Genomic DNA, 21,273 nt, shown 5'->3' with positions numbered 1-21,273 from the left:
TCGAGAAACAGTCTGCCATCACTGCGCGGGCCGCGCTTACCCTTGCGGCCGCCCGGAACAAACTCTCGCAATCGCTCCCACTGATCGTCCCGCAGCACTTCCCCTTCCACGCCAACCTCCAAAAGTCAGCGTTGAATCAGAAATCCAGTCCAACGTGAATCCCTAAAATGTCACTACAGCCTAGAGCGATCAGGCGGCCATCTGCGGGGCTTCCGCCAGCATGCTCTCCCAATTTTCGACCGTGACGAAATCGAGATATTCGCGCTGCATCTCGGCGGTCAGCACCTCGATCAACTGGCAGCCGTCGATCCACAATTCGATCACGCGGAACTTGCCCTCGCGCGAGCAGACCGCCGCCGGCCAGCCTTCGCGCGCGCCGATGGCGAGCACGGCGTCGATCGACAGCGGCGACGCGATGGCGAGGTGGGTGGCATTGTGGCGGCGCGCTTCGGCGGCGAGGCCGATCACCCCGCCTTCGGCCTCGTGCATCGCGGTGCCGCGCGGATAGACCTCGATGATCGTTCCGCGATCATCATCGGCGAAGGCGACCCAGGATTCGACGCCGACCGGCGGAAAGGGCAGCGCCTTGCCGCGCCACAGCTCGGCAATGACGGTGGCGGTGTGGCGGGGATGATCGGCCTCGATCGACGCATGGAACAACATGGGGACAGCCTCTTCCTGGAAACGGACGCCCGCAGGCGATGCCGCCCCCTGCCCCCACCAGGCCCGCCCGCCGACGCCGGCGAGGCGGAGAGACCCGATCGTTCGACGGCCGCGCAGGATCCGCGATGAAGCCGTCAATCGCCACGACGGACATGAAAACGGCCGCCCCGGATGGGACGGCCGCCGATTACGCCGCAATGCCGTCGCCGCGATTCGATCAGAAAGGCACGTCGTCGTCGAGATCGCTGTCGAACGGGTTGGAGGGCCGTGCACCGCCACCCGAGCCGCCGCCCGAGCCGCCACGGCTGCCGCCGCCGAAACCGCCGCCGCCGCCGCCCATGCCGGTGGAGCCGAAGCCGGGATCGTCATCGCCCCAGCCGCCGCCGGATGCACCGCCACGGCCACCGCCACCCATGCCGCCACCGCCGCCTTCGCCACGGCCGTCGAGCATGACGAGCTGGGCGTTGAAGCCCTGCAGCACGATTTCGGTGGAATAACGGTCCTGGCCGGACTGGTCCTGCCACTTGCGGGTCTGCAGCTGGCCTTCGATGTAGACCTTGCTGCCCTTGCGCAGATATTGTTCGGCGGTGCGGGCGAGGCCTTCGTTGAAGATCGCGACCGAATGCCATTCGGTCTTTTCACGGCGTTCGCCGGTCGCCCGGTCCTTCCAGCTTTCGGACGTGGCGATGCGCAGGTTCACGACCTTGCCGCCATTCTGGAAGCTGCGCGATTCGGGATCGCGGCCCAGATTGCCGACGATGATCACCTTGTTCACGCTGCCTGCCATATTGGTCGTCTCCCGAAATCAGGGAAACCATCTAGCATCTGCGGGCGGCGCTGCAATCCGCCCCGGATAAATTCCCGTCCGCGATACGCAACACGCGGACGGGATTCCCCGGGGGGCCGGGATCAGAAGCCGATATTGAGCGACGCGCGGAACGCGATCGCGGCGTGGCCCTGCTGTTCTTCGGCGGAGAATTCGCCGCCGGCGGTGAAGCCCGAATTGCCGCCGAGCAGGCGCAGGCGGCCCACCCAGCCATTGGTGCGATCTTCCGGCGTGAGGGTGAATTCCTCGCCACCTGCAAAGCGCGCCGTGGTGGTGCCGAGCGCGCCGCCGATGAGCTGGCGACGGCCGCCTTCGATTTCGGTGCGGAACCAGCCGCCTTCGCTATCCTTGCCACCGAAATTGAGGCCGACGGCGATCGTGCCGTTGGCGGCGAATTCATCGCTGGTGCGGCTGGACACGATCAGGTTGAACGCATCGCCGCCGCCGGTTTCCGAATAGCCCTTTTCATGCAGGCGATAATAATCGACCGAAGCGGCCGGACGGACGCTGATGCGGCCGAACTGCATTTCATAGGATGCGCCGCCGGCGGCCGAGAACAGCGTGCCATCCCACTTGCCGCGCGCCTGCCGGGAGACTTCTTCCGATCCGACGACGCCGGCGAAGTTCCGCTGGCCCTTGAAGTTGATGTAGGCGCCCGAGGCGCGCGCGAAGGTGTGGAGCGCGCCGAAATCGGCCCGCCAATAGCCGGCCAGTTCGAACTGGTTGGACGAAACCTCGTTGTCGGTGCCGCCATCGGCATCCTTGCCGTAGAGATAAGCGAGCGACAGGCCGAAATTGCCGGCTGCCTCGGTCTTGATCTCGGCGCCGCCACCGGCACCCCAGCCCGAAATATCGTAGCCGGCGGTGTCGTCGATGCTCTTCGACGTGCCCCAGGCGACCTGCTGAAGCCAGAAGCCCCATTCGCCCATATCGGCGACAGGCGCGCGCGGATCGGCGAACATGCGCGCGCTGGCGCGTGAACCCGAAGTCACCGCCTCGAACGTGCCACCGGCATGATCGGGCAGCATCTGGCGCAACTGCTTGCGGAAGCGATCGCCACTGGCGATGTCGAGGAAGGCGCCGGCGACCTTGGTGTCCTTGTCGAGCACCGCGAACACGGCGTCATAAGCGGCCGCCTGCGAGGCGTTGAGGCCCAGTTCGGTGGCCGATTTGCGCTGGATGTTGATCGCCAGCTCGTTGGGGTTGGTGCCGGCGACCACGCTGCTCTTGAACAGGAAGGGCAGCGAGGCTTCCGCCGTGGCGAGATTGCCGCCACCCGTGAGCGTGCCGGCCTGGAGGAAGGTGTAGGTGCCTTCCGAATCCGCGACATTGGCGAGCCGGATATTGACCTTGGAGCCGGCGGCGAAGTTCGCTTCGCCCGCCACCTGATAGAGCGTGCTGGTGTCGGTCTTGCCGTCGATATTGACGCGGATCGTGCCGGCATCGCCCACGGTGAGCGAGCCGATCGCCACCGCGCCGCTGTTGCCGAGATCGAGCGAGCCGCCCGCGACGTTGACCGCCAGTCCCTGCGCACCGGCCAGCGTGCCGGCAAAGCGCGCCGTGCCGCTGATTGTCAGGCTGTCGGCGCCGCCACCGAAATCAGCCGTGCCGCTGAACGAGGAGGTGCCGGTGAGCGTCATGACGTCGTTGCCCGCGCCGAAGCTCGCCTTGCCGCCATAAGCGGCATCGCCCGAAAGCTGGAGCCGGTTCGCGCCTTCGCCGAAGCTGGTATTGCCCGCAACGCTGCCATCGGCGATGTCGAGCGTATCGCCACCGGCGCCGAAGCGGATATCGCCCTGGATGGTCGGCGCGGCCTTGCCCTCGGCCACGGCAGTCTGCTTGACGGTCACGCCGCTGGTGTTGGCCGCAACGTCGATCGCGACATTGCGGTCGGAGGTGGCGGTGGCGCCCGAGGCGACGATGATCGCGCTGTTTTCGATCAGCGTGACGGTGCCGGCCTTGTCCGAAATCGCGGTCGCCGCGCCGTCGGCAGTGGCGGTCGCGCGGATTTCGCCGCTGTTGCGGATGGCGCCGACATTGGCGCCGGCATCGATGCGGATCGCGGTCGCCTGCGAGGTGGCGCCGGTGCCCGACTTCGCGCCGACCCCGCCGCTGTTGCGGATTTCGTTGACGCTGGCGCCGCTGCCGATACGCATCGCGGTGGCCGACCCGCCGGCACCGTTGGCGACGGCGGTCACCGCGCCGCCGACGGTGAGGCCGCCGGCAATGGCGACCGTGCGGCCCTGGCCGCCGATGACGAGGCCGTTGGACGATACGCCGGTGAACACGCCGTCACCCGCGATCGAGCCATTGATGACGAGGCCATGGCCATTGGCGTTGCCGGCAAGCGCGCCGATCACGACATCGTCGGTCGCCGAACCGATCTCGACCGCCGCCGCAGAGCCATAAGACGTGATGGTGGCGGTGCCTTCCTTCGCATCCTCGATGCCGTCCTTGTCCTCGTCCTTGTCGTCGGCGTTGGTGTCCTTGGGCGGGACTTCGAAGATGACGCCGCCAGCGACATTGCCGGCGATGCGGAGCGCCGGGCCGCCCTGTAGCAGATCATCGGCATCGAGCTTCGACTGATCGGACGCGGAAAGGCTGCGATAGCCCGTCGCGGTGATCGAACCCTGCACCGTCAGCTTGCCGCCGACATCGCCATCGATCGCGACGCCCACCGAATCCTTGCCGCGCACCGCAATCGCGCCCGTCAGCGTGACATTGCCGCTGACATCGCTGGTGCGGACGCCGAAACCGCGATCGCCGACGACATCGATCGTGCCGGCGGTGCTGAGCGCGCCGGTGAGCGGCCCGCCGAGCAGGATGCCGCCCGAATCATTGCCTTCGATCTTGATCGTGCCGCTATGCGCGACGTTGCCGGTCATCGCGCCGGCGGTGCGGATCGCGAAGCGGTTGCTGCCCTGGGCGAACGGACCATCGATATCGCCGTCCTTGTCGGTGTCGGTCGGCTCGTAGGTTTCATCGATGACGATCGTGCCGCTGTTGGTGATCGTCGTCGCGAGGCCGGCATTGACGAGAATACCGGTCGCGTTGTTCGCGTTGCTGAACTTGATCGAACCTTCGTTGGTGACCTTGTTCGCGCTGTCGACGGTGACGGCGGCGCCGGCCGTCGCCGGCTCGATCGACCCGGCGCTCGAAATCTTGATGTCGTCGGCCGCGCCGCTTTTGATCGTCGAGGTGGCGACGGCGCTGGTGCGCTTGTCGCCAATGACGGTTTCGGCGTGGAGCGGCGTGGCGAGGAGGACGAGCGGCGTCAGGCAGGTCGTGGCGAGCAGGCTACGCATCGAAAATCATTTCCCTTTTGCGGTGCGGCCGGCCTTCGCGCGACGTTTTGGGGGGACACACGAGACCGACCGTCATCGCCTAAGACGATGCCGCCGCCGCGCAGCCTTGGCCGCCTGTCGCAAATTTGGTCTGGAAATCCGGTGAAACCGGATGTGCGGCGTCAAATTCGCGGGACGCGAATATTCAAACGCCCGGTCAGAAGCGGGCGTCGAACCCGAGCCGCACGGTGCGCGGGCGCAGCGGCGTGATCTGATCGATGCGATTCATCAGGAACGGCGTGCCGAGCGCGAAGCGGTTGCCAACCGCATCGGCAAGATTGGTGACGGTGAAGCTGACGCCGAAATCGGGCCGGCCGATGCGCGCGGTGAGCGCGGTATCGAGATAATCGCCCTGCGCTTCGCCCAGCACCGGCCCGACGCCGAGCCGCGAACTGCCGACATAACGCAGATTGGCGCTGAGCCGGAGATCGAGCGCATCGCTGATGAAGGTCTGATAATCGACACTGCCGCGCGCCGAGAATTGCGCGACATTGGGCAATTGCGACAGGCGGGCGAGCTGGAACACCGGCACCGGATCGCTCACCTTGCTGTCATTATAGACGAAGGCCGCCTCCACCGAGAGGCCCGGCAACGGGCGCAGGCCGGCACTGGCCGCAAGCGAATAGATGCGGCCATCGCCGATATTGGCGGTGGTCGGCAGGCCGGCGCTGTCGATGAAATCGGCCTGAATATCGTCCCACTGGGTGACCGAGAAGGTGGCGGCAAGCTGGAAGCCGCCCCAGCCCGGCGCGCCATAACGCGCGCCCGCTTCCCATGAGGCGATCTGATCGCGGCGGAACTGGCGGACGAAATCGCCTTCCACGGCAAGGCCGCCGGGGCGAAAGCCCTGCTGGTAGCGGGCGAACAGGATGAAATCCGGCAGGACGTTGGCCGACACCGCGAGCGACGGCAGCACATTGGTTTCACTGCGGCTGCCCCGCACCGCACGATCGAAGGCGACGTCGACGGCCACATCCTCGCCCTCGCCCGACAGCCGCGAATGGGTGAGCCGCGCGCCGGCGGTAACGAGCAGGCCATGGCGCAATTCGATGCTCGCTTCGCCATAGCCGGTATATTCGCGGATCCGGTTGGTGACGCCGGTCAGTGGCGTCGGCACGCCAACGGGCCCCAAGGAGCGGGTCAGCCGCGCGCGATTGTCGAGAAAGCTGATTCCCATGACCCAGCCGAAGCCATCGCGCATCGGCCGCGACAGCCGGGTTTCGCTGGAAAAGAAGCGCGTATCGTTATTCTGGGCGAAGACCAGCGGCTGCGGCGCCAGGGGTGCAGCCTGCGCGAGCAGCGGCCATTGCCGCGCCCCATCGCCCGAAGCATCGGGCGGGGCATCGGCCATCCCTTCGGGCACGGTCGCATCATAACGTTCGTCGAGCTTCTGGCTGGCGAGCCCCGTCGACGAGACGAGCCGCAGATCATCCCAATCCTTGACGATAACGAGATCGGCGAGCGCGTAACGCCCGTCAAAACCCTGGTCGACCAGCGTCGACCGGGTGAGGCGCGGCCCATCGCGATCGGCATATTGGCTGTCGGCGCCGTGAATCTTCTGGAAGGTGCCGCCAAGATCGACCGTCCAGCCATCGCCGGGAAGGAGCCTGAGCGTCGCCCGCGCGCCGTATGTGTCGGTGCGGTTGACGTCATTTTCGTCGCGGGCGGGATTGTCGATATAGCCGCCTTCGCTGACGCCATAGCCGACGATACGCAGCGTGGCGGCATCACCGGCGACCGGCAGGTTGACCATCGCCCCGAGATCGCCGCCGGGCTCGCCGTGCTGGGTGGCGCTGACGCCCGCCGAGGCGCTGGCTTCGACCCTGCCGGGCCGGGGCGCGTTGCGCACGACGCGGACGATGCCGCCAAGCGATCCCGCGCCGTAAAGCGTGCCATTGGGCCCTTCGATCACCTCGACCGAGGCGATATCGTAGAGCTTGAGATCGGGATCGGGCGCATTGTAGCTGAGCCGCACGTCGCCGAAATATTGCCCCACCGTCGCCTGAGTCGGGCCGGTGAAGCTGGAATCGGCAATGCCCCGGATGAACAGCTTGTTCCGCCCTGCCCCGAGATGGGTGGAGGAGAGATTGGCCTGCCGGGCGAGAATCGCATCGGTGCCTCCGGTGCCGCCCAGTGCAAGATCGCGCCCGTCGAGCACGCTGACCGTGGCAGGATAATCGCCCAGCCGAATATCGCGCTTGCTGGCGGTGACGATGATATCGGTGCCTGCGGGTTCGACCGCCGCGATCGTGGTCAGCACCGCCGGGGTGACGGGCTGCGCGCGGCGCGCACGACGGGCCGGCGTGATCCGCCAGCCGCCGCCGGCCAGCGCCTCCGCCTTGCCGCCAGCCGCGCGGGCGAGCCGGGTAACGGCCTCGCGCCCGCTCATCCGGCCGCGTATCACCGGCACCGGCCGCGCCCATAGCCCGGCATCGGGCACGCTGACGCTGATCCGCGCCTGGGTGGCGAGCAGAGCCACCGCGTCCCCCAGCCGCCCCGCCGGCAGATCGATCTGCGCCGCCGACGCGGCCACGACCGGCGACGCAAGCGCCAGCGCCGATGGCACCGCAAGCAGGAAGGGGAAGCGGATCACTTGTCTCTGGCGGTCAACACCCATCCCTGCTGGCCACGTTCGACGGTAACGTCAAGCAAGGGGCCAAGGCGGGCAAGGAAGCGATCGTCATTGCGCTCAAGCGCAATCGCGCCACGGAAGGGCCGCGCGGCAACATCGGGCGCCGCCGTGATCGCGAGCCCGAGATTGCGATGCAGATCGGCCGCAACATCGCCGATCGGCGCGCCATCATAGACCAGCCGGTTCTGGCGCCACGCCACCATCGCGGCCGGATCCGCCGCACGGCGCCTGACGACGGCATCGCCATCGCGCACCATCAGGGTGCGGCCGGCGGGCAGCGAGACATTTTCGGCGCCGGGATTGTAGATCACCTCGCCCTCGGCCACGGCGACCGACAGGCGCCCGCCATCGCGGACGACGTTGAAGATCGTGCCGACATCGCGCAATTCGGCGCCAGCGGCGTGGACAATGAAGGGGCGATCATCGTCATGGACGACGGTGAACAGGGCTTCGCCGCGATCGAGCGTTGCGACGCGGGCATCGCGGCGATCGAGAATGAGCCGGGTCGCGCCGTTGAGATCGATGCTGCTGCCATCGGCGAGGCGGACGCTGCGCCGTTCGCCCGCCGCGGTTTCAATGCTGTAGGGATCGGGCCGCGACTGGAGCACCGCATAGCCCGTCATCGCAACCAAAGACGCCGCGACCGCCCCACCCAGCCAGCCGCCAAAGCGGCGGCGCGACAGCGAAGAAGGCGCGATGCGGACGGTGCCGGACACAGGATCGGGCGCTGAAACGGGCGACGGCGCAACGGCGAACCAGTCACCGATATCCGCATCGAGCGCGGCCAGTTCCTGATAGATGGCGGCACGCGTGGGATCTTCGGCGAGCCAGTCGCCAAAGGCTTCCCATTCGTCGAACGCGGGATCGCGCTGGCGGACCAGCCAGTCGATCGCCGCATCGCGGATCTGCATGTCATCCATCATTGCCACGCCTCCTTGACGGAGTCGTCGGCCGCCAGCCTCAGTGCAGGTTCATTCCGCATCGAGCCGGCCTTTCAGTTCGATCATCGCGCGATAGGCGCGGCGCAGGTCGCTTTCCACCGTCGACAGGCTGACACCCAGTTCGGCGGCGATCTCGCGCTGGGGAATCCCGTCCAGCCGATGGCGGCGGAACACGGCTTCCGCGCGCGGCCCAAGTGCGGCAAGCGCCGCATCGGCATGACGCAGCCGTTCGCGCGCGATCAACACGCGTTCGCCGCCAGGGGCGTCGGACACGCCCGGCACCGTCGCGCCCGCCGCGTCGCTCCAATCCCGATCGCGCCGTTCGCTGGTGCGCAGAGCGCGATGGCGATCGACCATCAGATTATTGGCGGCGCGATAGAGATAAGCGAGCGGCTGGCCGACCGGCCCGGCCGGCGCGGCCGAAACCCGCATCCAGAGTTCCTGCAGAACATCTTCCGCGGCCTCCCCCGCGCCATGCGCGGCGAGAAAGCGCAGCAGCCGATCGCGGTTCTCGAAAAAGACCGCTTCAAGGCCGCTGGTCGTCACGGCGATCCCGCGTTCAGCCCGCCCGGGCGCCGAACAGGGCGGTGCCGACACGGACATGCGTCGCGCCGAGCATCACCGCCGTTTCGAAATCGCCCGACATGCCCATGCTGAGCCCGGCAAGACCATGATCGCGCGCCAGCTTGGCCAGCAGCGCGAAATAGGGGGCGGCTTCGGTATCGGCCGGCGGCACCGCCATCAGCCCGATCACCGGCAGGCCGGCGGCGCGGGCGGTATCGAGCAGCGTGGGCAGATCGCCGATCGCGCAACCGCCCTTCTGCGCCTCTTCGCCGATATTGACCTGGATGAAGCAATCCGGCCGGTGGCCGGTGCGATCCATCGCCGTGGCAAGCGCCGTCACCAGCGACGGGCGATCGACCCCGTGAATCACATCGAACAGGCGCACTGCATCCTCCGCCTTGTTCGACTGGAGTTGACCGACATGATGGAGACGGAGCCCGGGCGTCGCAGCCTTGAGGGCGGGCCATTTGGCCTGCGCTTCCTGGACGCGATTTTCGCCGAAGCTTCTGTGCCCGGCTTCGATCAGCGGGGCGATCGCTTCGGCCGGCTGGGTCTTGGAAATGGCGATCAGCTCGATAGCGGCGGGCTTGCGCCCGGCAATGCGGGCAGTGCGCGCGATGCGGGCGCGCACCGATTCGAGCGGCGGGAGATCGTCTGCGGCGACAGGGTCTTCGTGTGGAACCATGGGCGCTGCTATAGGGATGCCGATGATCCACCGCCAGCCTTGCCCGCGCCTCTGGGTGATGACCGACCCGCGCATGGGTGAGACCCTGTGGGACATATTGGCCGATGTTCCACGTGGATCAGGCGTGGTGTTCCGCCATTATGGCGTGCCCGATCGGCGCGCCATCTTTGAACGCGTGCGCCGGATCGCGCGCGCGCGGCGGCTGGTGCTGGTGCTGGCCGGCCCGCCGGCACTGGCGATTCGGTGGAAGGCCAATGGCGCGCACGGCCCCTCCCCCCATCGTCACAGCCCCCGCCCGCTGCTGCGCACCGCACCGGCGCACAACGCCCGCGAACTGGCAAGAGCGACGGGCAAGCATGCGGTATTCGTGTCGCCAGTGTTCGCCACGCGATCCCACCCCGGCGCCCGGCCGCTGGGGCCGGTGCGATTCGGCCTTCTCGCGCAAAAGGCCCGCCTGCCGGTGATCGCGCTGGGCGGGATGAACGCGCGCAATGCCGGACGCAGCAGGCGATTCGGGGCGATGGGCTGGGCGGCGATCGACGGGCTCACGCCGCGTCGGAAGGCAATCAGAACTTGAAGGCGGTGCCGATATAGACGGCCTGGCTGTCGCGCCGCTCATCCTCGGACGGCATCAGGCGATCGCGCTGGAGGCGATAGCGCACGCCGCCGGTGACCGCGAGATTGCGGGTCAGCGCGTAAGAGCCGCTGAGATCGGCCGAAACCGCCTCTTCCGCGCCGATCAGGCGGGTCTGGACGTCGGTCGGGCGATCGGAACCGAGCTGGAACTTGGTGCTCCACTTCGGCGCATTATAGCTGACGCCGACATCGAAGCTTTCGCGGCCGGGCAGCAACCCGCCATCGACGCGTGCCACTTCGCCGGTGAGCGCGAAACGCTTCCAGCCCACCGCGACGCCAAGATTATATGCGGTCGGCGCGATGCTGGTCGACGGCGGAGCGGCGGTGCGCTGCGCTTCTTCCTTCGTCGCCGCGCGGGCACGGACCGCGACGGTGACGCCGCGCCGATTCGTCGCCGACGAGGCCGGCGTGAAACGGAAGGCGTTGCCGCCGCCCGACAGGCCGGCGCTGTTGAAAGCGGCCGCGAGCTTCGGATTCGCCGCGGCCGGCGTGAACGAGCCGAGGCTACCCGGCGCGCTCAACGAAATCGCCGGTGCCCGCTGTTTCGCTGGCTTGACCGACGCGGAAATCGCGGGCGCAAGCGCGAGGGCGCTGGCCGCAATTGCGCCCCCCGCCCATCCAGCAGCTTTGCGACTCACGATCATAGGTGCATTCTCTCCCTGCAATCTTCGCCTAACATGAACAGGCATCACGGTTCCACCGTTCGTCGGCGAATCCGCACGGCCTGTTGCACTAATTCCACAATCCCACCCACGCCAGCTTCCGAAGCTGCCGCCGAGGCCAACGCAACGCAATCGGTTCGGCCGCGCAATCCGACGCAACATGGCGCGCGCGCGACGAGCCGATCGCCCGCCTGCTTGCGCGCTTGCGAGGCGGCGGAGAGCATCTATAACGGCCGGCGATAATCGTATCCTTCAAGGACTCTTGCATGGCCCGCTCGCCCGTTTCCAAGCTTGCCCTGACCACCGCGCTGACGGCGCTGGTGGCGCTTTCCGCCTGCGGCGGAGGCAAGGAGCGGCCCCAGACGGACCTCGCCGCGTCGCGCGTGACCTCGATCGGCGTCAACGCGTATCTGTGGCGCGCCGCGCTCGACACCTTGTCCTTCATGCCGATGGCGCAGGCGGATTCGAACGGCGGCGTGCTGGTGACCGACTGGTACGTCAACCCCGCGCTCGCCACCGACCGGATGAAGGTGACGGTGACGATCCTCGATCAGGATCTGCGCGCCGATGCCCTGCGTGTCGCGGCGTCGCGCCAGGTGCTGCAGAACGGCCAGTGGGTCGACGCGCCGGTGCAGGCCGCGACCGTGCAGAAGCTGGAAGAAATCATCCTCACCAAAGCGCGCGACCTGCGCCGCGCGTCCGTCGCCGGCTGAGGAGCGCATCCATGACGACGCGGTTCAACCCGCAGGCCGCGGACAAACGCTGGCAGGCGGTATGGGACGAGCGCGCGACCTTCCGCGCGGATGACAACAGCCCCAAGCCGAAAAGCTATGTGCTCGAGATGTTCCCCTATCCTTCGGGGCGCATCCACATGGGCCATGTCCGCAACTATACGATGGGCGACGTGCTGGCGCGGTTCCGGCGGATGACCGGGCATGAGGTGCTGCACCCGATGGGCTGGGACGCCTTCGGCATGCCGGCCGAAAATGCCGCGATGGAAAAGAAGGTCCACCCCGGCAGCTGGACCCGCGACAATATCGCGGCGATGAAGGCGCAGCTGAAGCGGCTGGGCTTCGCGCTCGACTGGAGCCGCGAACTCGCCACCTGCGAACCCGATTATTATGGCCAGGAACAGGCGCTGTTCCTCGACCTTTATGCCGCCGGCCTCGTCTATCGCAAGGAATCGGCGGTCAACTGGGATCCGGTCGACATGACCGTGCTCGCCAACGAGCAGGTGATCGACGGGCGCGGCTGGCGTTCGGGCGCGCTGGTCGAACGGCGCAAGCTGAGCCAGTGGTTCCTGAAGATCACCGACTTCGCCGACGAGCTGCTGGACGGGCTGACCACGCTCGATCAGTGGCCCGAAAAGGTGCGGCTGATGCAGGAAAACTGGATCGGCAAGAGCCAGGGCCTGCGTTTCACCTTCCAGCTCGACGACGCCGCCGCCGGCCATGCGAGCTTCGACGTGTTCACGACGCGGCCCGACACGATGTTCGGCGCGAGCTTCGCGGCGATCTCGGTCGATCATCCGATCGCGCTGGCGCTGGCCGCCGGAAATGCGGAACTCGCCGCCTTTGCCGAGGATTGCCGCCGCACCGGCACCGCCGCCGCCGAGATCGAGACGGCCGAGAAGAAGGGCTATGATACCGGCCTGTCGGTGGTCCACCCGCTCGATCCGAGCTGGAAGCTGCCGCTGTTCGTCGCCAATTTCGTGCTGATGGATTATGGCACCGGCGCGGTGTTCGGCTGCCCAGCGCATGACCAGCGCGATCTGGATTTCGCGCGTAAATATGCGCTGCCGGTCCAACGCGTCGTGGCCCCCTCCCCCGAGGAAGCCGGCGTCGCGATCCACGACGAAGCCTATACCGGCCCCGGCAAGCTGGTGAATTCGCGCTTCCTGGACGGCATGGCGGTCGAGGAAGCCAAGGCCGCCGTGATCGCGCGGGCCGAAAGCGAAGGCTGGGGCACCGGCACAACGGTGTGGCGCCTGCGCGACTGGGGCGTTTCGCGCCAGCGTTACTGGGGCACGCCGATCCCGATCATCCATTGCGAGGCCTGCGGCCCGGTGAGCGTGCCCAAGGCGCAGCTGCCGGTGGTGCTGCCCGAGGACGTGTCGTTCGACATTCCCGGCAATCCGCTCGATCGCCATCCGACGTGGAAGCATGTCGATTGCCCGAGCTGCGGCAAGCCCGCCCGGCGCGAGACCGACACGCTCGACACCTTCGTCGATTCCAGCTGGTATTTCATCCGCTTCGCCAGCGCGCCCAAGGACCAGCCGTTCGACCGCGTCGTGGCCGAACAATGGCTGCCAGTGGGGCAATATATCGGCGGGGTCGAACATGCGATCCTCCACCTGCTCTATTCGCGCTTCTGGACGCGCGCGTTGAAGCGGATCGGCAAGATCGACGTGGCCGAACCCTTCACCGGCCTGTTCACGCAGGGCATGGTGACGCACGAAACCTATAAGGCACCCGATGGCCGCTGGCTCAGCCCGGAGGAAATCGCGAATAAGGACGGCGCCTTGACGATCGTCGACACGGGCGAGGCGGTGACGCTCGGCCGCGTCGAGAAGATGTCCAAGTCCAAGAAGAATGTCGTCGATCCGGGGCCCATCGTCGATCAATATGGCGCGGACGCGGTGCGCTGGTTCATGCTGTCGGACAGCCCGCCCGAACGCGACCTCGAATGGAGCGAAAACGGCATCGAGGGCGCCTGGCGCTTCGTCCAGCGCCTGTGGCGTCTGGTGGGCAGCGTCGCCGCCGCCGAGGGCGAGGACAAGGAACTCGATCGCAAGCTTCACCGCACCGTCGCCGGCGTGGCCGAGGATGTGGAGGCGCTGTCGTTCAACAAGGCCGTCGCCAAGCTCTACGAACTCGCCAACGCGATCGAGAAGGCCAAGCCGTCCGCATCGCGCAACATGGCGGTGCGCACCGTCGTCCGCCTTGTCGCGCCGATGGTGCCGCATCTCGCCGAAGAGGCGTGGGCGATGCTGGGCGAGGACGGTCTGGTCGCCGACGCCGCGTGGCCGGCGGTCGATCCTGCTTTGCTGGTCGACGACGAGGTCACGATCGCGATCCAGATCAACGGCAAGCTGCGCGACACGCTGACTGCGCCCAAGGGCACCGACAAGCCGACGCTGGAAGCGTTGGCGCTGGGATCGGACAAGGTGATCCGCCTGCTCGAGGGCAAGACGCCCAAGAAGGTGATCGTCGTCCCCGATCGGCTGGTGAACCTCGTCGCATGATCCGTCACGCGCCCCTCGCCGGCCTGCTGCTGGCTGCCGCCGCTTTGTCCGGCTGTGGCCTGCGCCCGCTTTATGCCGATGGTGGCAAGGGCAGCGTGGCGCAATCGCTGAGCCAGATCGAGGTGGCACCGATCCCCGGACAGGCCGGCTGGCTGGTCCGCAACGCGGTCAGCGACCGGATGGCCGCCGGGGGATCGGGCGAGAAGCGCTATCGGCTGGAAATCGAGCTTGATGACCAGCTGACCGGCTTCGGCGTGCGCCGCGACAATGCGGTGACGCGCGAACGCCGTACGCTGCGCGCGCGTTACCGGCTGGTCGATGGTGCGACCGTCGTGCTCGACGCGACCGCCGGATCGGACGCCGGCATCGATGTGGTCAGTTCCGAATATGCGACGATCGCGGCCGAACAGACCGCGCTCGAAAATCTCGCCCAGCAGATCGCCGACCAGATCGTCACCCGCCTCGCGCTGTACGCCAAGCGCACCCAAGCGGAGCAATGAAGGCCAACCAAAGGCAGGTGGAACAGGCGCTCGACCGCGCCGATCCGGCGATCCGTTTCTACCTGCTCCACGGCCCCGATGAATCCGCGTCGCGCGCGCTGGCCAAGCGCATCGCCAAGGCGCTGGGCGCCGATGCCGAGAAGGTGGAACTTGCCGGCGGCACGCTGAAGGGCGATCCCGCGCTGCTGGCCGACGAAGCCGCCGCGATCGCGCTGTTCGGCGGGCCGCGTTATGTGGTGATCGACCCCGCCGGCGACGAGATTCTCGATGCCGTCGATGCGTTGCTGGCGCTACCGCAGGCAGGTAACCCGGTGGTGGCCGTGGCCGGCGCGCTGCGCAAGGATTCCAAGCTCCTCAAGCTCGCTACCGCCGCCGACACGGCGATGGCCTTTGCCAGTTATGTACCCGAAGGCCGCGATGCCGATCGCGTCGCTGTTGCGCTTGGCCGCGATCATGGCCTGCAATTGCGGCCGGATATCGCCCGCCGGCTGGCCGCCGCCGCGGGCAATGACCGCGCCGTACTGGAACAGGAAATCATCAAGTTCGCCACCTTCCTCGATGCGGCGCCGGATCGCCCACGTGAATTGGATGATGACGCGCTTGACGCGTTGGGCGCCGATGCCGAGGAAGGCGATCTTTCCCGGCTGGTCGATACCACGCTGGCGGGCGACATGGCGGCCGCGGACGCCGAACTGAGCCGCCTGCTCGGCATCGGCACCGATGCCATCCCCATCGTCCGCGCCTTCCAGCGGCAATTGCTGCTGCTGGCGCAGCTGCGCGCCGAAGTGGCCGAAGGCCAGTCGATCGACGCAGTGATGGCGGGGCCTGCGGGCCGCGCGGTGTTCTGGAAGGAGAAGGACAAGGTGGCCCGGCTGCTCAGCCGCTGGAGCCCCGAGGGGCTCGCCACCGCGCTCGCCCGCATGGCCGAGGCGGGCCGGCAGGCGATGCGATCGGGCGGGGCCGGCGGGATCGCGGTCGAAGCGGAGATCCTGGCACTCGCCCGCGCCGCCCAACGCATGCGCTGAGCGGCCACGGCACAATTTAAGCGATCAGATCGGCTCGCCGCTCAGCCGCTGGCAGATCATGTCGAGCTGATCGAGCGACGAATAAGCGATCGTCACCGTACCGCCCTGCCCCTTGTGCTGGATCGCCACCTTGAGGCCGAGCATGTCGCCAAGCTGCCGTTCGAGCGCGGCAATATCCGAATCGCCGCTCTTAAATTCCACCGACGGCGCCTTGCCGGTTGCCGCACGCGCCTTGCGGGCGAGTCCTTCGGTTTCGCGCACCGAAAGCCCCCGCTCGACGACTTCGCGCGCCAACGTCTCGGGGTCGGCCGCCGTAATCAGCGCGCGCGCATGCCCCATCGACAGCGCGCCATCAGCAACCATGCCGCGCACCGGCGCCGGCAGATCGAGCAGGCGAAGCAGATTGGCGACGTGGCTGCGCGACTTGGCGACCAGGCGGCCGAGCGCTTCCTGCGTATGGCCATAATCGCGGATCAGCCGGCTATAGGCCTCGGCCTCTTCGATCGCATTGAGATCCTCGCGCTGAATATTTTCGATGAGCGCGACTTCAAGCGTTTCCGCCTCGCTGAAATCACGGATGATGACCGGGACTTCGTGGAGCTGGGCGCGCTGCGCCGCCCGCCAGCGGCGTTCGCCGGCGACGATCTGATAGCCGGTACCATGGGGACGGACGACGATCGGCTGGATCACGCCCCGCGTGCGGATCGACTGCGCCAGTTCCTCCAGCGCTTCCTCGTTGAAATGGCGGCGCGGCTGGCCGGGATGCGGACGGATCGCCGCGACGGTGACGATCTGAACGCCTGGCGTCCGCGCCTCGCCTTCCGCTGCCACCGGCTGTTCGCGGGCCACCTCGCCCAACAAGGCGGACAGGCCCCGGCCGAGGCCGGAAGGACGGCGACGGATCGCGGATTCCTCACTCATGCCGCAGCCACCTTGGCCGGCGCGAGCTTGGGCAGGCGGGCGATAAGTTCGCGGGCCAGCGCCATATAGGCTTCCGATCCGGCGCAGCGATAATCGTAGATCAAGGCGGGAACCCCATGGCTGGGTGCTTCGGACAGACGGACGTTGCGCGGGATCACCGTCTGGAAAACGACCGGCCCGAGCGTCGCGCGGACATCCTGCGACACCTGCTCGGACAGCCGGTTGCGGCGATCATACATGGTGAGCGCGATGCCCAGGATGCTGAGATCGGGATTGAAGCGCGCGCGCACGCGTTCGATGGTGGTGAGCAGCTGGCTGAGCCCTTCGAGCGCGAAGAACTCGCACTGCAGCGGCACCAGCAGCGACTGGGCGGCGACCAGCGCGTTGACCGTGAGCAAGCCGAGCGACGGCGGACAATCGATCAGGCAGATATCCCAACGGCCATCGGCGGCCTCCGCCAGCGCCATATCGAGCCGGTGGGTGCGGTTATCGACATCGATCAGTTCGATCTCCGCCCCCGAAAGATCGACCGTCGCGGCGATCAGATCGAGACGCGGAACGCGCGTCGCGATCACCGCTTCCTCAACCGTGGCATCGCCGGTGAGCAATTCATAGGAAGAACGGACACGCGCCGCCTGATCGACACCAAGGCCGGTCGACGCATTGCCCTGCGGATCGAGATCGATCAGCAGCACGCGCGAACCCGTGGCGGCGAGCGCCGTCGCCATGTTGATCGCGGTGGTCGTCTTGCCCACCCCGCCCTTCTGATTCGCGATCGCAATCCGGATCATCGCGCTTTCCCTGGCTTGATGTTTCTCGGCCTGACATCGGTGGCGACGATCACCCCCGCCGCTGGATCGGTCACGCTCGGTTCGATCCGGAACACACCCTGCCACGTCCGTCGCACCTGATCCAGTTCGTCCTGCGCGCTTCGTCCCTTGGGAAGCACCCATTGCGTCTCCGCCGTCGAAAAGCGGTGGGCCAGCGCGAGCAATTTATCGAGCGGCGCGAAGGCGCGCGCGCTGATCACCGCGAAGGGCCGCGTGGCGACAAGCTCAAGTCGCCGGCCTTCGACCGACACGCGATCGGCCAGCCCCATACGCGCGACGGCCCCCTCGAGAAACTCGACCCGCTTGCGCCGGGACTCGACCAGCGTCATCGGCTGATCGGTAAGTGCGGCGACGACGAGACCGGGAAAGCCCGGCCCCGATCCGAGGTCCATCCACGCCCCCTTGGCGTAGAGCAGGAGCTGCGCCGAATCGACGATATGGCGCTGCCAGATATCGGGAATGGTCGACGCCGCGACGAGATTCTGGCGGGCATTCTCCTCGACGACCGCCGCGACCAGCGCCTCCAGCCGCTCCCATGTTTCACGTGAAACATCGAAATGATCGGCGAGCCAGGCCCGTGCTTCGGCCTCGCTCATGCCGCGCGACGCCGGACATGGACGAGAATGGCAGCGAGCGCCGCCGGGGTGATGCCCCGGACCCGCGACGCCGCGCCGATCGTTTCCGGGCGGGCCCGGCTCAATCGCTCCACCATCTCGTTGGAGAGGCCGGCAATGCCTTGGTAATCGAGATCGACAGGAACGCCGACCGCCTCGTCGGCGCGCAACCGGCGGATCTCGTCCTCCTGCCGCGCCAGATAGGGCGCATAATGCGCGTCGGTACGAAACTCATCGAGAATATCGGCGGGAATGTCGGCCAGTCCCGGGGCAAGCGTGAGCAGCGCGTCGCGGCCGACGCCGGGGAAGCGCAGCCATTCGACCAGCGGGCGCACGCTGCCGTCGCGCGACACATCCGCCCCGGCATCGGCCATGCGATCCGCCGACACGCGGTCCGCCGTCGCTTCGGCGAGACGGGCGCGTTCCGCTTCGCGCGCGGCGAACCATGCCCGGCGTTCGGGGCCGACGATGCCGGCAGCGATGGCGGCGCCGGTCAGCCGCGCGGGCGCGTTGTCCGCACGCAGGCGCAGGCGATATTCGGCACGGGCGGTGAGCATGCGATAGGGCTCGGTAACGCCGTGCAGGACCAGATCGTCGACCATCACCCCGATATAGCTTTCGGTGCGAGCGAAGCGCATCGGCGCATGGCCGGCAACTTCGGCGGCCGCCGACATGCCCGCGACCAGCCCCTGCGCCGCCGCTTCCTCGTAACCCGTCGTGCCGTTGATCTGCCCGGCGAGGAACAGGCCGGTAACGCCCCGCACCGCAAGACGTGAATCGAGCGCGCGCGGATCGACATGATCATATTCCACCGCATAGCCCGGCTGGACGATGACGGCTCGCGCCAGCCCGGGAATGCTGCGGACGAGCGCGTCCTGCACATCCTCGGGCAACGACGTGGAAATGCCGTTGGGATAAACGAGATGGGTATCGAGCCCTTCGGGTTCGAGGAAGATCTGGTGACCGTCGCGATCGCCGAAACGCACCACCTTGTCCTCGATCGACGGACAGTAACGCGGGCCCTGCCCTTCGATCACGCCCGCATAGAGCGGCGAACGATCGAGCCCGTTGCGAATGATCGCGTGGGTTTCGGGCGTGGTGCGGCTGATCGCGCAGAAGAGCTGCGGCGTTACCCTGCCTGCGCCGAGCGGCGACATCGTCCACGGATCGACATCCGATTCCTGGCGTTCGAGCGCAGCCCAGTCGATAGTGCGGCCATCGAGACGCGGCGGCGTGCCGGTCTTGAGGCGCGCGATCGGTAGATCAAGCGCACGCAGTTGCTCGGCCAACGGCACCGAAGCCGCTTCCCCTACGCGCCCCCCCGCAATGTTGCGCATGCCGAAATGGAGCCGCGCATTGAGGAAGGTGCCGGTGGCGAGGACAACGGCGCCGGCCGCGAGCGCGCGACCGTCGGCCAGCGTCAGGCCGGTGACCTTGCGCGCATCCTTCACGTCGAAAAGAAGCGCGGCGGCCTCGCCCTCGACGATGGTCAACGTCGGCAGTTCAGCGAGGAGCGCATGAATCGCATCGCGATAGCGGCGCCGATCGGCCTGCACGCGCGGGCCCTGCACGGCTGCGCCCTTGCTGGCGTTGAGCATGCGATAATGGATCGCGGCATGGTCCGCCGCGCGGCCGATCAATCCATCGCAGGCATCGACTTCACGGACGAGATGGCCCTTGCCCAATCCGCCGATCGCGGGATTGCAGGACATCGCGCCGATCATGTCGCGGCGCATCGACACGAGCGCGGTGCGCGCGCCCATGCGCGCGGCTGCCGCCGCCGCCTCGGTGCCGGCATGGCCGCCGCCGACGACGATGATGTCGAAGCTGTCAGGCATAGGCCCGCGCTATGCGACGCGGGCGATCAAGTCAAAGATGTTTCACGTGGAACATCATTTGCCGATGCAGAATCGTCCGAAAAGGCCGTCGAGCATATCCTCGATCCCGGCCCGGCCCGTCACGCGGTCCAGCGCAGCGCGCGCGATTCGGAGGCCTTCGGCGAAGAGCAGCGCCTCCTGCCCCTTCCCCAGCCGCAGACCATCGAGCGCATCGACCAGCGCGTCACGCTGACGAAGGTTGAGCGCGATTTCGGACTCGCGCGGCAGCAAGCGTGCCGCGCGCTCGGCAATCGCCCGGCGAAGATCACCCATCCCCTGCCCCGTCACCGCCGACACCGCAATGTCGGTGTCAGCGCCCGGGACCGCGACATCGCAGCGCGCGGCGACACGTAGGGTCGCAGGCAGATCAGGCGCGTCCTCGGGGCGACCAAGCCACAACAGGATGTCCGCTTCCTCGACCGCGCGCGACGCGCGGGCAATGCCGATACGTTCGACCGGATCGTCGCCGTCGCGCAGGCCCGCGGTATCGATCAGCAACAGCGGCCAGCCATCGAGCGCCACGGGCGCTTCGAGCACATCGCGGGTCGTGCCGGGAATATCGGTGACGATCGCCGCGTCGCGCCCGGCAAGCGCGTTGAACAAGGTCGACTTGCCGGCATTGGGCGGCCCGGCCAGCACGACACGAACGCCGTCGCGCAACCGTTCCGCCGGAGGCGCGGCGAGCAGTTCGGCGATCTCAACCGCGACCTCGTCGGCGATCGCGCGCGGGCGGGCATCGTCGCCCTCGACATCATCCTCGTCGCCAAAATCGAGAATGGCCTCGATCCGCGCCGAAGCCTCAAGGATGCGGTGCTGCCAGGCATCGACCTTCTGACTGAGCACGCCACCCATCAACGCGAGTGCATTGCGCCGTTGGGCCTCCGTTTCGGCGGCGAGCAGATCGGCCAGCCCTTCGGCCTCCGCAAGATCGATCGCACCATTGGCGAAGGCCCGGCGGGTGAACTCGCCAGCACGGGCGGCGCGCAATCCAGCCATCCCGCTCAAGGCGCCGAGAACGCGATCGATCACCGCGCGGCCGCCATGCACATGAAGCTCAGCCAGATCCTCGCCCGTGGCCGTGCCCGGGCCAGGAAACCATAAAGCGAGCGCGTGATCGAGCCGCGCCCCATCCGCAGGATCGACCAGCCAGCGCAAGGCCGCCTGGCGTGGCCGGGGCAAGCCACCGGCCATGGCCGCCAACGCGGCAGCGGCGGCCGGGCCGCTGATCCGGATGATGCCGATCGCCGCCGGCGGCGCGCCGCTGGACAGGGCGAAGATCGTATCGTCGCGCCGATCGGTCACGGGCAGG

18 protein-coding genes and 1 pseudogene are annotated in these 21,273 nt (G+C 67.6%); 5 read left to right on the top strand and 14 right to left on the bottom strand.

The annotated features are described in order from the left end of the window. The 8 genes and pseudogenes from CHB74_RS21630 to CHB74_RS12885 form a co-directional block, all read right to left on the bottom strand. A pseudogene (locus tag CHB74_RS21630) lies at positions 1-110 on the bottom strand (IS5/IS1182 family transposase); the annotation flags it as partial. Positions 111-189: 79 nt separating this feature from the next. Continuing rightward, positions 190-663, bottom strand: a complete 474-nt coding sequence (locus CHB74_RS12915; protein ID WP_089220030.1) for a hypothetical protein — start codon at positions 661-663, stop codon at positions 190-192. 217 nt (positions 664-880) lie between these two features. Next, complete coding sequence (gene ssb / locus CHB74_RS12910) at positions 881-1,450, bottom strand: single-stranded DNA-binding protein (RefSeq protein WP_089220029.1); 570 nt, start codon at positions 1,448-1,450, stop codon at positions 881-883. Between the two features lie 122 nt (positions 1,451-1,572). Next, on the bottom strand, positions 1,573-4,794 hold the full coding sequence (locus CHB74_RS12905; protein WP_089220028.1) for an autotransporter outer membrane beta-barrel domain-containing protein: 3,222 nt from the start codon (positions 4,792-4,794) through the stop codon (positions 1,573-1,575). 196 nt (positions 4,795-4,990) lie between these two features. Then, positions 4,991-7,450 (bottom strand): TonB-dependent receptor, encoded by a 2,460-nt coding sequence (locus CHB74_RS12900; protein ID WP_089220027.1) that lies wholly within the window; start codon positions 7,448-7,450, stop codon positions 4,991-4,993. Continuing rightward, positions 7,423-8,388 (bottom strand): FecR family protein, encoded by a 966-nt coding sequence (locus CHB74_RS12895; protein ID WP_089220044.1) that lies wholly within the window; start codon positions 8,386-8,388, stop codon positions 7,423-7,425. The genes CHB74_RS12900 and CHB74_RS12895 overlap by 28 nt, the downstream gene beginning before the upstream one ends. 48 nt (positions 8,389-8,436) lie before the next feature. Then, positions 8,437-9,009 carry an RNA polymerase sigma factor gene (locus CHB74_RS12890; RefSeq protein WP_179220829.1) on the bottom strand — a complete coding sequence of 191 codons (573 nt, stop codon included), beginning with the start codon at positions 9,007-9,009 and terminating at the stop codon, positions 8,437-8,439. Continuing rightward, positions 8,966-9,655 (bottom strand): YggS family pyridoxal phosphate-dependent enzyme, encoded by a 690-nt coding sequence (locus tag CHB74_RS12885; protein ID WP_089220026.1) that lies wholly within the window; start codon positions 9,653-9,655, stop codon positions 8,966-8,968. The genes CHB74_RS12890 and CHB74_RS12885 overlap by 44 nt, the downstream gene beginning before the upstream one ends. Before the next feature lie 58 nt (positions 9,656-9,713). Here CHB74_RS12885 and CHB74_RS12880 point away from each other — a divergent pair, with 58 nt between their 5' ends. Beyond that, a complete protein-coding gene (locus tag CHB74_RS12880; RefSeq protein ID WP_245842890.1) occupies positions 9,714-10,232 on the top strand; it encodes a thiamine phosphate synthase in 519 nt (172 codons plus the stop codon). Here the strand turns inward: CHB74_RS12880 and CHB74_RS12875 are convergent. Then, positions 10,222-10,812, bottom strand: a complete 591-nt coding sequence (locus CHB74_RS12875) for a hypothetical protein (RefSeq protein WP_342746596.1) — start codon at positions 10,810-10,812, stop codon at positions 10,222-10,224. The genes CHB74_RS12880 and CHB74_RS12875 overlap by 11 nt on opposite strands. Positions 10,813-11,219: 407 nt before the next feature. Here CHB74_RS12875 and CHB74_RS12870 point away from each other — a divergent pair, with 407 nt between their 5' ends. From CHB74_RS12870 to holA, 4 genes are read left to right on the top strand one after another with little or no spacing between them, the layout of a single operon-like run. Further along, positions 11,220-11,666, top strand: a complete 447-nt coding sequence (locus tag CHB74_RS12870; RefSeq protein ID WP_089220024.1) for a DUF3576 domain-containing protein — start codon at positions 11,220-11,222, stop codon at positions 11,664-11,666. Between the two features lie 11 nt (positions 11,667-11,677). After that, complete coding sequence (leuS, locus tag CHB74_RS12865) at positions 11,678-14,197, top strand: leucine--tRNA ligase (protein ID WP_089220023.1); 2,520 nt, start codon at positions 11,678-11,680, stop codon at positions 14,195-14,197. Beyond that, entirely contained in the window at positions 14,194-14,697 is a 504-nt protein-coding gene (gene lptE / locus CHB74_RS12860) for an LPS assembly lipoprotein LptE (protein ID WP_089220022.1), read from the top strand. The genes leuS and lptE overlap by 4 nt, the downstream gene beginning before the upstream one ends. Then, positions 14,694-15,722: a DNA polymerase III subunit delta gene (holA, locus tag CHB74_RS12855; protein ID WP_089220021.1), complete on the top strand. Its 1,029-nt coding sequence runs from the start codon at positions 14,694-14,696 to the stop codon at positions 15,720-15,722. The genes lptE and holA overlap by 4 nt, the downstream gene beginning before the upstream one ends. Before the next feature lie 24 nt (positions 15,723-15,746). Here holA and CHB74_RS12850 read toward each other — a convergent pair whose 3' ends face one another. The 5 genes from CHB74_RS12850 to mnmE are packed head-to-tail and all read right to left on the bottom strand — an operon-like array spanning position 15,747 to position 21,266. Then, a complete protein-coding gene (locus CHB74_RS12850) occupies positions 15,747-16,643 on the bottom strand; it encodes a ParB/RepB/Spo0J family partition protein (protein WP_089220020.1) in 897 nt (298 codons plus the stop codon). Beyond that, positions 16,640-17,434 carry a ParA family protein gene (locus tag CHB74_RS12845; RefSeq protein WP_089220019.1) on the bottom strand — a complete coding sequence of 265 codons (795 nt, stop codon included), beginning with the start codon at positions 17,432-17,434 and terminating at the stop codon, positions 16,640-16,642. The genes CHB74_RS12850 and CHB74_RS12845 overlap by 4 nt, the downstream gene beginning before the upstream one ends. Continuing rightward, positions 17,431-18,069 carry a 16S rRNA (guanine(527)-N(7))-methyltransferase RsmG gene (rsmG, locus tag CHB74_RS12840; protein WP_089220018.1) on the bottom strand — a complete coding sequence of 213 codons (639 nt, stop codon included), beginning with the start codon at positions 18,067-18,069 and terminating at the stop codon, positions 17,431-17,433. Before rsmG ends, CHB74_RS12845 begins: the two co-directional genes overlap by 4 nt. After that, positions 18,066-19,925 (bottom strand): tRNA uridine-5-carboxymethylaminomethyl(34) synthesis enzyme MnmG, encoded by a 1,860-nt coding sequence (mnmG, locus tag CHB74_RS12835; RefSeq protein WP_089220017.1) that lies wholly within the window; start codon positions 19,923-19,925, stop codon positions 18,066-18,068. The genes rsmG and mnmG overlap by 4 nt, the downstream gene beginning before the upstream one ends. Before the next feature lie 54 nt (positions 19,926-19,979). Beyond that, positions 19,980-21,266 (bottom strand): tRNA uridine-5-carboxymethylaminomethyl(34) synthesis GTPase MnmE, encoded by a 1,287-nt coding sequence (gene mnmE, locus CHB74_RS12830; protein ID WP_089220016.1) that lies wholly within the window; start codon positions 21,264-21,266, stop codon positions 19,980-19,982. Positions 21,267-21,273: the final 7 nt, after the last annotated feature.

This window comes from Edaphosphingomonas laterariae (assembly GCF_900188165.1).
In the GTDB taxonomy this organism is placed as follows: domain Bacteria; phylum Pseudomonadota; class Alphaproteobacteria; order Sphingomonadales; family Sphingomonadaceae; genus Sphingomonas_E; species Sphingomonas_E laterariae.
Note: the sequence above shows the minus strand (reverse complement) of the source record. Positions and strands in the feature narration are given on the sequence as shown.

Bases quoted from the DNA above. Each gene is read 5' to 3' on its own strand.
- CHB74_RS12915 (WP_089220030.1), bottom strand. From the start codon at position 663: ATGTTGTTCCATGCGTCGATCGAGGCCGATCATCCCCGCCACACCGCC.
- ssb (WP_089220029.1), bottom strand. From the start codon at position 1,450: ATGGCAGGCAGCGTGAACAAGGTGATCATCGTCGGCAATCTGGGCCGC.
- CHB74_RS12905 (WP_089220028.1), bottom strand. From the start codon at position 4,794: ATGCGTAGCCTGCTCGCCACGACCTGCCTGACGCCGCTCGTCCTCCTC.
- CHB74_RS12900 (WP_089220027.1), bottom strand. From the start codon at position 7,450: ATGGGTGTTGACCGCCAGAGACAAGTGATCCGCTTCCCCTTCCTGCTT.
- CHB74_RS12895 (WP_089220044.1), bottom strand. From the start codon at position 8,388: ATGATGGATGACATGCAGATCCGCGATGCGGCGATCGACTGGCTGGTC.
- CHB74_RS12890 (WP_179220829.1), bottom strand. From the start codon at position 9,009: ATGTCCGTGTCGGCACCGCCCTGTTCGGCGCCCGGGCGGGCTGAACGC.
- CHB74_RS12885 (WP_089220026.1), bottom strand. From the start codon at position 9,655: ATGGTTCCACACGAAGACCCTGTCGCCGCAGACGATCTCCCGCCGCTC.
- CHB74_RS12880 (WP_245842890.1), top strand. From the start codon at position 9,714: ATGACCGACCCGCGCATGGGTGAGACCCTGTGGGACATATTGGCCGAT.
- CHB74_RS12870 (WP_089220024.1), top strand. From the start codon at position 11,220: ATGGCCCGCTCGCCCGTTTCCAAGCTTGCCCTGACCACCGCGCTGACG.
- leuS (WP_089220023.1), top strand. From the start codon at position 11,678: ATGACGACGCGGTTCAACCCGCAGGCCGCGGACAAACGCTGGCAGGCG.
- lptE (WP_089220022.1), top strand. From the start codon at position 14,194: ATGATCCGTCACGCGCCCCTCGCCGGCCTGCTGCTGGCTGCCGCCGCT.
- holA (WP_089220021.1), top strand. From the start codon at position 14,694: ATGAAGGCCAACCAAAGGCAGGTGGAACAGGCGCTCGACCGCGCCGAT.
- CHB74_RS12850 (WP_089220020.1), bottom strand. From the start codon at position 16,643: ATGAGTGAGGAATCCGCGATCCGTCGCCGTCCTTCCGGCCTCGGCCGG.
- CHB74_RS12845 (WP_089220019.1), bottom strand. From the start codon at position 17,434: ATGATCCGGATTGCGATCGCGAATCAGAAGGGCGGGGTGGGCAAGACG.
- rsmG (WP_089220018.1), bottom strand. From the start codon at position 18,069: ATGAGCGAGGCCGAAGCACGGGCCTGGCTCGCCGATCATTTCGATGTT.
- mnmG (WP_089220017.1), bottom strand. From the start codon at position 19,925: ATGCCTGACAGCTTCGACATCATCGTCGTCGGCGGCGGCCATGCCGGC.